The sequence below is a fragment of the Stenotrophomonas rhizophila genome, from assembly GCF_003751305.1.
Lineage (GTDB): Bacteria > Pseudomonadota > Gammaproteobacteria > Xanthomonadales > Xanthomonadaceae > Stenotrophomonas > Stenotrophomonas rhizophila_B.
In genome coordinates, this window is sequence record NZ_RJKV01000002.1 from 573562 (window position 1) to 587573 (window position 14012).

The window sequence follows — 14012 nt, forward strand, 5'->3', positions numbered from 1 at the left end:
TCCCCATGTCCCTGCCTGCTCCCCACGACACCCTGATGTACCGCGAAGCCGCCGAGGCTGCCGATGTGATCGCCGCGCAGTTCGCGCGCAACCAGGTGGCCGTGGAGACGCTGGCCGCCAGCCTGCGCGCGGCACCGCCGCCGTTCGTGGTGACCTGCGCGCGTGGCAGTTCCGACCACGCCGCCACCTATGCCAAGTACCTGCTGGAAACGCGCCTCGGGCTGGTCACCGCCTCGGCGTCGCCCTCGGTGGGCTCGGTCTACGAAGCACCCCTGAAGCTGCGCGGCGCGCTGTACATCGTGATCTCGCAGTCGGGCAAGAGCCCGGACCTGCTGCGCAACGCCGAGGCCGCGCGTGCGGCCGGCGCACGCGTGGTGGCGCTGGTGAATGTCGAGGATTCGCCGCTGGCGCAGCTGGCCGAGACGGTGATTCCACTGGGCGCTGGTGCCGAGCGCAGCGTGGCGGCGACCAAGAGCTACCTGGCCTCGCTGTCGGCGATCCTGCAGCTGGTGGCGTACTGGACCCAGGACGTGGGGCTGATCGCCTCGCTGCGCGCGCTGCCCGATGCGCTGCGCGAGGCCTGGAACAGCGACTGGTCGTCGCTGACCGACGGCCTGGTGCCGGCCCACAATCTGTTCGTGCTTGGCCGCGGTCTTGGCCTGGCCGCGGCGCAGGAAGCGGCGCTGAAGTTCAAGGAAACCTGTGGCCTGCACGCCGAGGCCTACAGCTCGGCCGAGGTCAAGCACGGCCCGATGGCGCTGGTCGGCCCGGGCTTCCCGGTGCTGGCCTTTGCCCAGCCGGATGAAACCGGCGCCGGTACCCGCGCGGTGCTGGGGGAGTTCGCCGCGCGCGATGCGCAGGTGTGGCTGGCCGATGTCGGCGGGGACCTGCCGCTGCCGGTCGCGCCGCACCCGGCCTGCGCCCCGCTGCTGACCATCCAGAGTTTCTACCGCGCGATCAATGCGCTGGCGCTGCGCCGTGGTCACAACCCGGACCTGCCGCCGCATCTGAACAAGGTGACGGAAACCGTCTGATGAAAACTGTCCTGCGCAATGCCCGCATCCTGGCCGGCGACGACTTCCGCGACGACCTGGCGATCGTGATCGAAAGTGGGCGGATCACCGCGCTCATTTCCGATGCCGCGCCGATGCTGGGTCAGGCCGATGAGCAGGTGGACCTGGGGGGTGGCTGGCTGCTGCCCGGCTTCATCGATGCGCAGGTCAATGGCGGTGGCGGCGTGCTGTTCAACAACAGCCCGGATGTGGCCACGCTGCGCACGCTGGCGCAGGCGCACCGCCGCTTCGGCACCACCGGTCTGCTGCCGACCCTGATCAGCGACGACGTGCAGGTGATGCGCGCGGCCATCGCCGCGACCCGCCAGGCGATCAGCGAGGGCGTGCCGGGCGTGCTCGGCATCCATCTGGAAGGCCCTTACATCGCCCCGGCGCGCAAGGGCACGCATGATGCGAACAAGTTCCGTGTGCCGGACGCCGCCGAGATCGCCTTGGCCGCCTCGCTGGACAACGGCGTCACGCTGCTCACGCTGGCGCCCGAGCGGGTGCCGCTGGAAAGCATCCGCGCGCTGGTGGAACGCGGCGTGGTGGTGGCTGCAGGTCATACCGCCGCCAGCTACGAAGAGGCGCGTGCAGGCCTGGAGGCCGGTATCCGCGGCTTCACCCATCTGTACAACGCGATGTCGCCGCTGACCGGGCGCGAACCGGGCGCGGTCGGCGCGGCGCTGGAAGATCGCGACAGCTGGGTCGGCATCATTGCCGACGGTGTGCATGTGCACCCGGCCAGCCTGCGTGTGGCGCTGGCGACCAAGCCGCGCGGCAAGGTCATGCTGGTCACCGATGCGATGCCGCCGGTGGGTGCGGAAGACCCCAGCTACGAACTGTATGGCGAGGTCATCACCGCCGTGGACGGGGTGGTGCGCAATGCCGCCGGCTCGCTGGCCGGCTCGGCATTGGACATGGCCACGGCGGTGCGCAACAGCGTGCAGCTGCTGGGCGTCTCGCTGGCCGAAGCGGCGCGGATGGCGTCGACCTATCCTGCGCAGTTCCTGAATCTGGATGACCGCTACGGGCACATCGCCGAGGGCCATCATGCCGATCTGGTGCTGCTCGATGACGCGCTGCAGGTACGCAGCACCTGGATCGCCGGGCAGCGCGAAGACGTATGAGTGACGCGCCGTCGGGGCGGATGGGATCGATCGACGCACTGCGCGGCCTGACCGTCGCGGCGATGCTGCTGGTCAACAATCCCGGCGACTGGAGCCATGTCTACGCGCCGCTGCTGCACGCGGATTGGCATGGCTTCACCCCGACCGACCTGATCTTCCCGCTGTTCCTGTTCATCGCAGGCGTCTCGATGGCCTTCAGCCTGGCCCCGCGCGCCACCGACCCTGCCATGCGTCCGGCGCTGGTGCGTGGGGTACTGCAACGCGCGCTGCGCATCCTGATCGCCGGCGCGCTGCTGCACCTGATGGCGTGGTGGCTGTTCGAGCTGCCCGCGTATCGCCTGTGGGGCGTGCTGCAGCGGATCGCCCTGTGCGTGGCGGCGGTTGGCGTGACGGCGGTCTACACGCGGGCGCGGACGCAGTGGGTGGCGATCGTGGGATTGCTGGTGGCCTATGCGGCCATCCTTCTTTCTGCCGACTCGCTGGCGCCTTGGGTGAACCCGGCCAGCCGCCTGGATACCGCACTGTTCGCCCCGTTCCTCTACACGTATTCCGCGCTCACCGGCCTGGGTCATGACCCGGAAGGCCTGCTGAGCAGCCTCGGGGCGATTGCCACCACGCTGTTGGGCCTGCGTACCGGTGCGTGGCTGCGTGCGGGCCAGTCGGCCCGCCTGGTCACCCTGGCGCTGGCCTGTCTGGCCGTCGGTGGTCTGGCCACGCTGTGGCTGCCGCTCAACAAGCAACTGTGGACGCCCAGCTTCGTGCTCTGGGCCGGTGGCCTGTCGGTGGCCGCGCTGCTGCTGGCGCACCTGTTGATCGACCGCTGTGGCCTGCCTGCGCTGGGTCGCCGCTTCGGGGTGAATGCGATCGCTGCTTACCTTGGGTCGTCGGCAATGGCGCTGGTGCTGGGCGCGACAGGTGTGTGGGCGTGGGCGTTCCATGCCGTGGCGCGTGTTATGCCGCAGGCGCCGATGCTGGCCTCGCTCGCCTGCGCCGCGGGATTCGTGGCGATCTGGTGGGGCGTGGTGTGGGCGCTGGACCACCGGCGGGTCTACCTGAAGATATGAAGGCACCGGTTTTTTACCTCCGCATCACGGTTGCACAGTAAAAGTACCTACGCCGGTCATCCGTAAAAGCACTGGGCCGTTGCCGTCTCCCTTCTGCTGAACAGGAAAGGTACATGCGCCAGACGCTCGTTTGGCCGGCACGACCGTTGCTGGCTGTCCAGATCTCGCACCTTCTGCAGGCCGGCCGCCGTGGCGCGCTCGGCACCGTATTGATCGCCGGCGCCTTCCCGGTCTGGGCGGGATGCGATAACGCTGCGCCGACCAGCGGGCAGACCGTGACCTGCTCCAGCCAGCCGCCCAATCCAGACAACGTGCCGGTTATCGGCGTGGCCGGCAGCAGCAACATCACGCTCAACGTCCTTGGCACCGCGCAGCTCGCGCCGGCGACCGGCAATGCGGTCACGCTGCAGGCCGGTGGCGGTGGTCATCTGATCACCAACGACGGCAGCATCATCGCCGTGGCCGGGCGTGGTCTGCAGCTGGATGCCGCCACCACCGTGATCAATCGTGGAGCGATCAGCGGCAGCACCGGCGGCATTGTGTTCGGTGCCGGCAATGACCGCCTGGAGATGTTGGCCGGCAGCATCCGCCGTGGCGTGGTGCAGGGAGCCGGCAACGACACCCTGGTGGTGCGTGGCGGGGTCATCGACAGCGTCGACCAGGGCGATGGACTGGATGCGCTGGAAATCAGCGGCGGCACCATCACCGGTGCAGTACAGCAAGGCAGTGGCGTGGATACGTTCTTGATGACCGGCGGCACCATCGGCGCCCTGCTGCAGGGCGACGGCACCGACCGTTTCCGCATGACCGGCGGCCAGATCATCGGTGGCTTCGACGACGGCGACTATGCCGAGATGACCGGCGGGCGCATCGGACGGGTCAACATGAAGCTGGAGAACAACACCTTCGACATGTCCGGCGGGACCATCGACGGCAACCTCGTCACCGGCTTCGGCAACGACACCATCATCCTCTCCGAAGGCTACATCGGCGGGAACATCAGCGTCAGCGGTGGCGATGATTCCATCACCATCACCGGTGGCACCGTACGCGGCGAGATCCGCGCCAGCACCGGCAACGATCGTCTGGACTGGTCCGGTGGCGGGGTGGTGTACGGCACGGTGGACATGGGGGAGGGCAACGACGTCACCACGTTGTCCAATCTCAACAACAGCCACCTCGGTGCGATTCCGCTGTTCACCGGTGGGCTTGGCACTGATCTGCTCACGATGAACAACGTCAAGACCAGCGGTGTCTCGCGCTTCACCGGCTGGGAGCAGATCAACCTCCGCCAGGACAGCCAACTGACCTTCGATGGCGATCTGGTGCTGTCCGATTTCACCACCAGCGGCGGTACGCTGGACATCGACAGCACCAGCACGGTGTTCGCCGGTGGCCTCAATGCGAACGTGCGCACCTTCACCGCCGGGCAGCAGGCCAATGTGATCAACGCCGGGCGCATTGACTTGAGCAACGGCAGCAACGGTCCAGGCGATGCGTTTACCATTGCAGGCAACTATGTCGGCAATAACGGCGGCGTGTATCTGCAGTCGGTGCTGGCCGGTGACGGTGCGCCTTCCGACCGCCTGGTGATCTTCAACGGCGTAGCCAGTGGCAGCACCGGACTGGGAATTCTCAACGCCGGAGGAGCCGGCGCGGCGACGGTTGCTGACGGCATCCTGGTGGTGCAGTCGATCAACGGCGCCAGTACGGCACCGAACGCCTTCGCGCTCTACAACCCGATCGCGGCGGGCGCGTTCGAGTATTTCCTGTTCAAGGGCGGCGTCAGTGCTGACAGCAGCGAGAACTGGTACCTGCGCTCGACGCTGGTGGCCAGCGCGACGCCGGCGCCCGCACCGGCGCCACCGGGCGTATCCACGGTGACCCCGCTGCCGCCTCCGCCGGAGAACGCCGGTACGCCACCGCCCCCGCTGACGCCGCCACCGTCACCGGATCTGCCGGAGAACCCGGATCCGCTGGCACCGGAACCGGCCCCGCCGCCGCCGCCGCCCGAGCCGGCGCCGGTTGCGCCCCCTGAAACGGATACGCCACCGCCGGTACCGACCACGCCGGCCGCCGTGCCCGGACCGCTGGCCGTTCCGCCGACGCCCGGTGCAATGCCGGCCGAAGGCGACATCGTTCCGTTGTACCGCGTGGAGGCGGCCACCTACGCGGTGGTGCCGCCGCTGCTGCGTGAGACCAGTCTGCTCAGTCTCGGTACCTTCCACGAACGCCAGGGCGAACAGCGCCTGTTGGCCGGACAGGGTGGTGTTCGTTCGGCATGGGCGCGGATGATCGGGCAGAGCCATGAGCAGCATTGGGAAGGCGATGCCAAGCCCAGCTTCGACGGTGACATCCAGGGCATCCAGGCCGGTGTGGATCTGTACGCAACGGCCGATGATCAGGCGCGCAATCAGTTCGGTGTGTTCGTCGGGCGTACCCGCGCGCAGGGCAACGTCAACGGCTTCGCGATCGGCTGGGATAACGTGGCAGTGGGCCGCACGCGCCTGGACGACAAACATGTCGGTCTGTACTGGACCCGCGTGGGCAGTGCGGGCGGTTACCTCGACGCGGTGGTCATGCAGAGTCGTTACGACGGCAATGCATGGTCGGCGCGCGGCCTTGGGATCGATCTGCGTGGCGATGGCACCACGGCGTCACTGGAGGTCGGCAAGCCGTTGCTGCAGCTCGGGCAATCGGCCTGGTGGCTGGAGCCGCAGGCGCAGGTGATCTGGCAGCGCAGCGCGTTGGATGACAGTGCCGACCGCATCTCCACGATCGGATACGACAACGAAGATGCCTGGACCGGCCGCGTCGGCCTGCGTCTGGCAGCCGACTACAACCTGGCCGGCAATGGCTGGCAGCCGTACCTCAAAGTGAACTACTGGCAGACCTTCGACGGCGAGGATCGCATCACGTTCGGCACCAATGAGCTGATCAATCAGCAGGGGGCCCGCGCGCTGGAAGTCGGTGTCGGTGTGGTCGCGCGCTTCAACGGTAATGTCAGCGCGTTTGCGGTGGCCGATTACACGCGCGATCTGGAAAGCAGTGCGCAGAAGGAGCGCAAGAGCATCGAGGGGAATATCGGCGTGCGCTTCGATTGGTGATGTTGCGACGGGCTGGCATCGATCAGCGCGTACGCACCGCGCTGATCGCCTTCACCCGCGCCTTGGCCAGCGCCTCACCCACCGCCGGCCCCTTCAGCCCAGTCAGATCCAGGTCGCGCGCCTGCACCGCCAGCGCCGCCTGGTGCAGGCGTTTGAGCGTTTCACCCTGCGGATAGTCGCTGTCCTCAAAGCCGAGCCGGCCGCGCTTGTCGGCTTCGCAGCACAGCGCGATCTGCGCGATGCGCTCGGGACGGCGGAACCCGTCGCAGCGGCCGAGCAGTTCCAGCACGGTGGCATCGCGCAGTTCGTCGATGCGGTGCACGTTGAGATGATCTCGGCAGACCGCTTCGGCCAGTTGGCGGTGATCGACCGGCACCTTCAGGCGTTCGGCCAACCCACGCAGCGGGGCGACGCCGCGCTGCTCATGCATGATGTGGCGCGGCCATTCGGCCGGCGGGGTCAGGCCCTTGCCGAGGTCGTGGGTCAGCGCGGCGAAGCCGATCAGGTCATCGCCCGGGGCCAGCTGCGCGGCCATGTCGCTCACCATTTCCTGGTGCACGCCGGTATCGACTTCCGGATGGAACTCCGCGCGCTGGGGTACACCGTACAGGGCCTCCAGCTCGGGCAGTATCGCGCCCAGTGCATGTGCGTCATGCAGCGTGCGCAGGAAGGCAGACGGCCGCGCCGAGGCGAGCGCACGGCGCAGCTCCTGCCACACACGCTCGGGCACCAAAGCACTGAGCTCGCCGCTGGCGGCAACCTCCCGCATCAGGGCCATCGTCTCGTCGGCGACGGTGAAGCCGAGCGGCGCAAAGCGCGCCATGAAGCGGGCCGCGCGCAGCACGCGCAGCGGATCTTCGACGAAGGCCGGGCCGACGTGGCGCAGCACGCGCTGCTCGATATCGCGCACGCCGCCATATGGGTCCACCAGGGCGCCGGTGGCTTCATCACAGGCGATCGCGTTGATGGTGAAATCGCGACGCTGCAGGTCCTCCTCCAGCGTCACGGCCGGATCGGCATCGACCACGAAGCCCCGGTAGCCGCGACCGGACTTGCGCTCGGTGCGGGCCAGCGCATATTCCTCACCGGTGTCGGGATGCAGGAACACCGGGAAATCACGGCCCACGGCCTTGTACCCCTGCGCTTCCATCTGCGCCTGGGTGGCCCCGACCACGACCCAGTCGCGGTCGCCCGGGGCGCGCTGCAAGAGGCGGTCGCGCACGGCGCCGCCAACCAGATAGATTTTCATATGCCCATGATGCCGCAGTGGACCAAGGCCACGCCAACCGGGAGTGCCGGATTTGCGGAGCCGCCCGGCAGCCCGGAGCCGCTCAGTCCCCGCCCTTGTCGGCGTTGGCGGCGCAGGCAAAGGTCTTGCGCTTGACCTGCAGGCGGCCGTTCATGCGGTCGGTCACCGGCAGCGCGTCACCGTTCAAGCGCCAGTCGTAGATCACGCTGAAGGCCAGGATGCGCGCGACGTACTCGCGGGTTTCCTTGTAGCTGATCGTCTCGATCCAGATGTCCGGATCGAAGCCCGGGCGCTGCGACTGCCAGCGGGCGGTCGGGGTCGGGCCGGCGTTGTAGGCGGCGATGGTGACGTAGGGCAGGCCGTCGTACTTGTTCATCAGCTGGCGCAGGTAGGCCGTGCCGATGGCGATGTTGGTGTCCGCATCGTAGAGGCTGGCGGCGCCGCCGTAGTTGGTCAGCCCGATCGATTTGGCCACCGCCGCGCCGGTGGCGGGCAGCACCTGCATCAGGCCCATCGCGTTGGCCGGCGAGCGGGCCTTCGGGTTGAAGATGCTCTCGGCGCGGATCTCCGCGGCCACCCAGGCCGGGTCGATGGCATTGCGGGCGGACTCGCGGCGGATGCTGTCGTCGTGGTGCAGCGGGAAGCGCAACGAGTACAGGCGCTGCTCGTCCGGGGTCTTGCCGAGCGAGAACACCGCACGGTCGAACCAGCCGTTGTCGCGGGCGACTTCCACGGCGAGACGACGCTGTGTGTTGTCGTAACGGCTCAGCGCATCGTTCCACTCGGCCACGGCCCAGCCCGCACGTTCGATCTTGAACAGTTCCATCGCGCGCACGATCGCCGGGTCGCGCGCGACCGCCGCCTGCGCCTGGGCGCTGTCGTTGGGTTCCCACGGGCACAGCGTGTAGTTCTGGCCGAGCTGGTCGGCGGCCAGGAAGCCATGGAAGGTGGCCGCACGGGCCGCCTCACGGAAGGCCGCCTGCGCTTCGCTGCGTTTGCCGGTCTTGTCCAGCATGCGCGCTTCGAAATAGCGCCAGCGCGAATCGGCGCGCTGGGTCGGGCCCATCTTGCGGATCGCGGTCAGTGCGGCCGGCCAGTCGCCGCGCGACAGCGCTTCGCGCGCACGCCATTCGTGCAGGCGCTCGTCGTACGCCGATTCGGGCACCGCATTGAGGCGACGGGCCGACTCGGGACCGTACGAGGCCACCGTCCACAGCGCGATCTGGTACAGCACCTGCGCGCGCTGCGCGGCGCTCAGCTGCAGGGCATCGGCGTACTGCGGCAACTGCTGTTCGGTGGCCCCGGGATCGGCCTTGGCCAGCTTGGCCAGGCCATCGGTGGCGATGCGCCGGCTGCGCTCATTGCGCGGCCAGTTCAGCGCGCTGGCGTTGGGCTTGTCGACGAAGGCGGCATACGTGTTGGCCAGGGCCAGATCGGCCGCGGGTAGCCCGCGCGCCGCACTGCGCATCACCGCAGGCTGCTGCTCATCGGCCGCCGCGTCGATACGTGCCCAGCGCAGCTCCGCGCTCAGGCCGCCCTTGGCATCCAGTACAGCGAACACCGGGTCGCAGGCATCGGGCAGCGACTTGCCGGTGCTGCGCCAGATCGCCTGCGCCTCGCTGACCCACTGCGCATCGGCTTTGCCGGTGGCCTGGCGCGCGTTGAGCTGTGCACACCGCAGGCCGGCGTTGGAGGTGTCGGTCCAGTTGGCCAGCAGCGTCGGCCAATCCTGGCGCCGCGCCACCGCCGGCAGCCATACGTTGCGGAAGCTGGTGGCCACGGCCTGGCCGTTGTAACGCTTCAGGAAGTCCTGGGCCTGCGCATTGCTGACGGTGTCGATGTTGCGCCGCAGGTTCGCGAATTCGACCCAGCCATACAGCGGGTGCCGGCTCAATGCGGCCGCCTGGGCAGGATCGAACTGGCCGCGCTCGGCGTTGTCGATGACGGCTTTGAGCTGCGCGCGCTGCGCATCCAGGTTCTGGGCATCGGCGACCGGGCTGACGCCGGTGCAGGCCAGCAGGACGGTTGCGCTGAAGAAATACAGGGGAAGTCGAGTCATGCGGGAAAGCATAACGGCGCGGGGTGAAAGGGAGTGAGGGCAAGCCGACTCGAGGATGAACAGCGCCCGCGCCCAGCAGCGTCCGGAAATGCAGACCAGATGACAAACCACTCGCCGCGCGGCGGGCGGGTTGGCGATGCGGATTATTTCGCTCGATCGAATCCGCGTTCCTGCGGAACATGGCCGCCGTGATGGATGCCGAGCGGGCAGAGCGGGAGGCTATCGGGTCGTCGCGATAACGCATTTCAGCCGATCGCGACGCGCAGGGAGCCATGGAGACGGTGGTTTCTTCGACATCTCAGGGATAAACGTCGCGCGGCATTCCTTCTGCCCAGTCATGCCTCGTTGGCGATGCTGTGGACCATAAGCGCCTTTGAAAACAAGGCTTCTGGCCGAGCTCCCTGCAGATCCTGCGAGCACATCTGTCTTCGATTCCCACAGTCGGCTTTGTCGATTCCGCGTGAAAAGGTGTCGGCCGTCACGTCGGCCTGTTTACCGTTTGTTTACAAAGGAGACGCTGCCGCCATGCAGGGGGGGCGCGGCAGCCCAGCCCGACATTCCTTTGGAGAGAGAGCGAATGAACAACCTGCATCACCGCCCGCTGGCGGTTGCCGTATCCGTGTGCCTGCTGCTGGCTGCGCCGGTCTTGGCCAGCGCGCAGGACGCGCCCCGCAGTACGACCGATCTGGACCGGGTGGAAGTGACCGGCAGCCGCATCAAGCGGGCCGAGGTGGAAGGGCAGGTGCCGATCCAGACCCTGACCCGTACCGAGATCGAACGTACCGGCCTGACCTCCATCGGCGATGTGCTGCAACAGCTGACCGGCTCCGGTTCGGCGCTCAATGCGAAGTTCAATTCCTCCGGCAACTTTGGCTTCCCGCCAGATGGCAGCGGTGTGGGCGCGGGCTCGGCCCAGGTCGATCTGCGGCACCTGGGCGCCAAGCGCGTGCTGGTGCTGGTCGATGGCATCCGCTGGGTCAACGAATCCTCCGCCTCCGGCGTGGGCGCGGCGACAGACTTGAACACCATCCCGCTGGCCATCGTCGAGCGCATCGAAGTGCTCGAAGACGGCGCTTCATCGCTGTACGGCTCCGACGCCATCGCCGGCGTGGTCAACATCATCACCCGCCGCGAATTCGATGGCGCGCAGGTGACGATGAATTATGGCGAGTACACCAAGGGCGACGGCACCCAGAAGGGCGTCGACCTGGCCTGGGGCACCAGTGGCGACCGCTACAGCCTGTTCCTGGGTGCGAGCTGGACCAAGCAGGACCCGGTATATGCACGGGACCGCGAACAGTCGCGCTTCCCGATTCCGGGTACCGGGCTGGCCTTCGGCAGTGGTGGCATTCCGCAGGGCCGGTTCGCCTTCGTGGACCCCAACACCGGCGCCAGCCAGAACATCGTGCCCAACACCGGCGTGAGCAATCCACGCTATGACGGCACTGCCGGTTGCAACCGCAGCGACGATTACCACTGCTTCACCTCGGCCGACCGTTTCAACTTCGCCGAGTACAACCTGGTGCTCACCCCGTCCGAGCGGAAGGGTATCTTCGGTCAGTTCCGTTTCGACCTCACCGATGACATCCAGTGGTACATCAAGGCACTGGGCAACCGCCGCGAGTCCACCAACCAGGCTGGCCCCGAGCCGCTGTTCTTCGGCCCGGACGGCGCCACCGGCAACCCCCTGGCGGACAACATCGTTGTTTCCGCCCTCAACCCGTACAACCCGTTCGGCTTCGATCTGGATGCGTCGAGCAACATGAGCCTGATCGGTCGCCGCCCGGTGGAAGGCGGCCCGCGCGTGTTCGAGCAGGAGGTCAACACCCAGTACTTCGCCACCGGGCTGGTGGGCCAGTTCCAGGCCGCGGACCGCAGCTGGTTCTGGGACCTCAACGGCATGTACAGCAAGAACAAGGCCGAACAGACCAACTACGGCAGCTACGACATCTACAAGGTCAACATGGCGCTGGGCGATCCGGCGGTGTGTGCGGCCACCCCCGGCTGCGTACCGCTGAACATCTTCGGTGGGGTCGGCTCGATCACCCCGGACATGCTGCGCTGGATCCAGCCGGTGGTCCGTGACCGCAGCCAGAACGAGCTGAGCCTGTTCACCGCCAACCTCAGCAGCGAACTGTTCACCCTGCCGGCCGGCCCGGTCTCGTTCGCCACCGGCTATGAGTACCGCAAGTACGAGGGCCGCTACGATCCGGATCCGCTGACCGTGATCGGTCACTACAACGGCGTGCCGTCGCTGCCCACCTCCGGGTCCTACGATGTCAACGAGGCCTACCTGGAGCTGAGCGTACCGATCTTCGCCAAGAGCGCGCTCGGCGAAAAGCTCGACCTGAGCCTGGCGGGGCGCTACTCGGATTACTCCACCTTCGGCGGCGAGTTCACCCCGAAGTACGGCCTGCGCTGGCAGGTGACCAATGACTTCGTGCTGCGCACCAGCTATGCCGAAGGCTTCCGCGCGCCGTCGATCGGCGAGCTGTACGGCTCGGCCGCGCGTGCCGATCTGCAGTTGTTCGATCCCTGCTCGGTCGGGCTGGGTGGCACCCCGCCGCGCGGCAGTGCCGCCAACTGTACCGCGCTCGGCGTGCCGGGCGGCTTCCAGCAGGCCAACTCGCAGATCTCGGTCACCACCGGCGGCAACGCGGAACTGGATCCGGAGCGTTCGCGCAGCTTCAGTGCCGGCTTCGTGTGGAGTCCGTGGTTTGGCAGCAATGCATCGTGGTCGGAGCGCTTCGATGTCGAGGTGACGTTCTACCGCCACCACATCGAAGGCGCGATCCAGGCGATCAACGCGCAGACCCAGCTCGACCTGTGCGTGGACACGCTGGACCCGCTGTACTGCAGTGGCATCACGCGCGCCTCGACCGGTGCGGTCAGCAGCTTCAACAACCGGTTGACCAACCTGGGTTCGATCAAGACCGATGGCTGGGATGTGGATCTGTTCTGGACCCTGCCGCAGACGGAGATCGGGCAGTTCAAGCTGGGCTGGCAGAACACCTTCGTCGGCCGCTATGAGGCACTGGGCGCGGCCGGCCAGCGGCAGCCACAGGAGCCGGGGGTGGAAGTGGCCGACAGCTCGATCCCGGAATGGACCAGCAATGCCACGTTGAGCTGGAATCTGGCCAACTGGAACGCGTCCTGGACGGTGCGCCACATCTCCAAGCTCACCGAGGAGTGTGGCGACGTGGCGGCGTTCCCGATCTGCGGCAACCAGGCCGAGGGGACGAACGAACTGGCCGCAACCACCTTCCACGACATGCAGGTGGGCTACAAGGTCGACTGGATGAAGGGCCTGCAGCTCAGCGCCGGCCTGAACAACGTGTTCGACAAGGATCCGCCGATCTGCCTGTCGTGCTCGCTCAATGGCTATGACGCCTCCACCTACGACATCCCGCGCGGGCGCTACTGGTACGTGCGCGCGGACCTGCGGTTCTGATCGCGGGCTGATGCGGGCGTGACATACCGGGGCGCCATGAGGGCGCCCCGGTGCGTTTCGGGCGGACAACGCTGTTGCGAGGACCGGCCATCTCGCGAGTCCGGCCTGCCGATGCTGTTTCCGTCAGGCATCATTGCGCTGCCGGCCAGCGGCCGGCACTACCTCTCTCTAGAACGGCATTGCCATGAACCTGCATACCTGGTGGATCTTCGCCGTCACCGTGTTCGTCCTGTGCGGCACGCCCGGCCCGAACATGCTGCACGTGATGACCCGCAGCGTGCGCGTCGGCTTCCGCCGCAGTATCGCCGCCATGGCCGGCTGCCTGACCGCGCTGGTACTGGCCCTGGCGATCTCCGCCGCCGGGCTGGGCGCGGTGCTCAAGGCCTCGCCGATGGTGTTCGACTTGCTGCGCTACGCGGGCGTGGCGTACCTGGTGTACCTGGGGATCAAGGCCTGGCGCGGCGGTGATGCGCCGATCGACGTCGGCAGCACCTCGGCGCTGGTGCCCAGTTCACGCACCGTGCTGTTCCGCGATGGATTCATCATCGGCATCAGCAACCCGAAGCTGCTGCTGTTCGCCTCGGCGTTCCTGCCGCAGTTCGTCGATCTCACCCAGCCGCAGCTGCCGCAGTTCGTGATCCTGGTGGGCACCTTCGCGGTGATGGAAATGTTCTGGTACGGGGTGTACGCAGCCGGCGGCCGCGGGCTGGCCGGTTATCTGGCCAAGCCGGGGCTGCGCAAGGTGTTCGACCGCGTGGTCGGCACGATCTTCATCGGGTTCGGGTTGGCGCTGCTGCGCGCACGGCCGTGATGGTCTGGCGCTGGTGCTGCGCGCACGACGTTGATGGTAGTGCCGGCCGCTGGCCGGCAACCAGGCAGGACTTTCATCGTTCATGAGGC

General features: G+C 67.5%; 8 protein-coding genes. 6 read left to right on the plus strand and 2 right to left on the minus strand.

All coding sequences use genetic code 11. The annotated features are described in order from the left end of the window. The first annotated feature begins 5 nt into the window (after window positions 1-5). The 4 genes from EDF74_RS11125 (at window position 6) to EDF74_RS11140 (ending at window position 6353) form a co-directional block, all read left to right on the plus strand. Window positions 6-1034 carry an SIS domain-containing protein gene (locus tag EDF74_RS11125; RefSeq protein ID WP_123730184.1) on the plus strand — a complete coding sequence of 343 codons (1029 nt, stop codon included), beginning with the start codon at window positions 6-8 and terminating at the stop codon, window positions 1032-1034. Further along, on the plus strand, window positions 1034-2182 hold the full coding sequence (gene nagA, locus EDF74_RS11130; RefSeq protein ID WP_123730185.1) for an N-acetylglucosamine-6-phosphate deacetylase: 1149 nt from the start codon (window positions 1034-1036) through the stop codon (window positions 2180-2182). The genes EDF74_RS11125 and nagA overlap by 1 nt, the downstream gene beginning before the upstream one ends. After that, entirely contained in the window at window positions 2179-3246 is a 1068-nt protein-coding gene (locus EDF74_RS11135; RefSeq protein ID WP_123730186.1) for an acyltransferase family protein, read from the plus strand. Before nagA ends, EDF74_RS11135 begins: the two co-directional genes overlap by 4 nt. A 113-nt stretch (window positions 3247-3359) precedes the next feature. After that, entirely contained in the window at window positions 3360-6353 is a 2994-nt protein-coding gene (locus EDF74_RS11140; RefSeq protein WP_123730187.1) for an autotransporter domain-containing protein, read from the plus strand. A 22-nt stretch (window positions 6354-6375) separates the two neighbouring features. On the opposite strand, the gene EDF74_RS11145 is transcribed toward EDF74_RS11140, so the two are convergent. Continuing rightward, the gene (locus EDF74_RS11145; RefSeq protein WP_123730188.1) at window positions 6376-7602 is read right to left on the minus strand and encodes a multifunctional CCA addition/repair protein; all 1227 of its coding nucleotides are present in this window, start codon (window positions 7600-7602) and stop codon (window positions 6376-6378) included. Between the two features lie 82 nt (window positions 7603-7684). Further along, window positions 7685-9673: a transglycosylase SLT domain-containing protein gene (locus tag EDF74_RS11150; RefSeq protein WP_428999153.1), complete on the minus strand. Its 1989-nt coding sequence runs from the start codon at window positions 9671-9673 to the stop codon at window positions 7685-7687. Between the two features lie 565 nt (window positions 9674-10238). Here EDF74_RS11150 and EDF74_RS11155 point away from each other — a divergent pair. Together EDF74_RS11155 and EDF74_RS11160 are read left to right on the plus strand one after the other, a co-directional pair. After that, window positions 10239-13112, plus strand: a complete 2874-nt coding sequence (locus EDF74_RS11155) for a TonB-dependent receptor (RefSeq protein ID WP_123730189.1) — start codon at window positions 10239-10241, stop codon at window positions 13110-13112. A 184-nt stretch (window positions 13113-13296) separates the two neighbouring features. Further along, the gene (locus EDF74_RS11160; protein ID WP_123730190.1) at window positions 13297-13923 is read left to right on the plus strand and encodes a LysE family translocator; all 627 of its coding nucleotides are present in this window, start codon (window positions 13297-13299) and stop codon (window positions 13921-13923) included. Window positions 13924-14012: the final 89 nt, after the last annotated feature.

Bases quoted from the DNA above. Each gene is read 5' to 3' on its own strand.
- EDF74_RS11125 (WP_123730184.1), top strand. From the start codon at position 6: ATGTCCCTGCCTGCTCCCCACGACACCCTGATGTACCGCGAAGCCGCC.
- nagA (WP_123730185.1), top strand. From the start codon at position 1,034: ATGAAAACTGTCCTGCGCAATGCCCGCATCCTGGCCGGCGACGACTTC.
- EDF74_RS11135 (WP_123730186.1), top strand. From the start codon at position 2,179: ATGAGTGACGCGCCGTCGGGGCGGATGGGATCGATCGACGCACTGCGC.
- EDF74_RS11140 (WP_123730187.1), top strand. From the start codon at position 3,360: ATGCGCCAGACGCTCGTTTGGCCGGCACGACCGTTGCTGGCTGTCCAG.
- EDF74_RS11145 (WP_123730188.1), bottom strand. From the start codon at position 7,602: ATGAAAATCTATCTGGTTGGCGGCGCCGTGCGCGACCGCCTCTTGCAG.
- EDF74_RS11150 (WP_428999153.1), bottom strand. From the start codon at position 9,673: ATGCTTTCCCGCATGACTCGACTTCCCCTGTATTTCTTCAGCGCAACC.
- EDF74_RS11155 (WP_123730189.1), top strand. From the start codon at position 10,239: ATGAACAACCTGCATCACCGCCCGCTGGCGGTTGCCGTATCCGTGTGC.
- EDF74_RS11160 (WP_123730190.1), top strand. From the start codon at position 13,297: ATGAACCTGCATACCTGGTGGATCTTCGCCGTCACCGTGTTCGTCCTG.